Source organism: Neobacillus drentensis (genome assembly GCF_036962765.1).
Classification (GTDB): Bacteria; Bacillota; Bacilli; order Bacillales; family Cytobacillaceae; genus Neobacillus; species Neobacillus drentensis_C.
The window spans coordinates 715-993 of the sequence record NZ_JBALOS010000444.1 but is presented as its reverse complement, the minus strand read 5'-3'; the positions used below and the strand labels follow the sequence as shown (position 1 = coordinate 993).

Sequence of the window (279 nt, the reverse complement as noted above, 5' to 3'; positions counted from 1 at the left end):
TAATAATAACAGCTTTATTATTCCTGAAAATCATACTTTTGCTGACTTAAAAAAACAACTATTAGAGGTGCTTTTACGTTGGCAAGAGTTATTATCTGAAGAAAAAGTTGAGAGAAAAGTTAATGGTTATCCTGGACACGTGAAATGGTGGGCAATACTCGGAAATGTGTCAACTCATAACGCATATCACATTGGTCAGATCATTTATATCCGGAAGTTGCAAAATAGCTGGAAAATAGATGCAGGAGTAGATAAATAAAAGTTGCACTAGCGGGTGCG

The 279-nt window shown here is 35.5% G+C and carries 1 pseudogene; it reads left to right on the top strand.

Features of this window, described 5'->3' with window-relative positions:
* Positions 1–259: pseudogene (locus tag V7137_RS30540) on the top strand (DinB family protein); the annotation flags it as partial.
* Between the last annotated feature and the right edge of the window lie 20 nt (positions 260–279).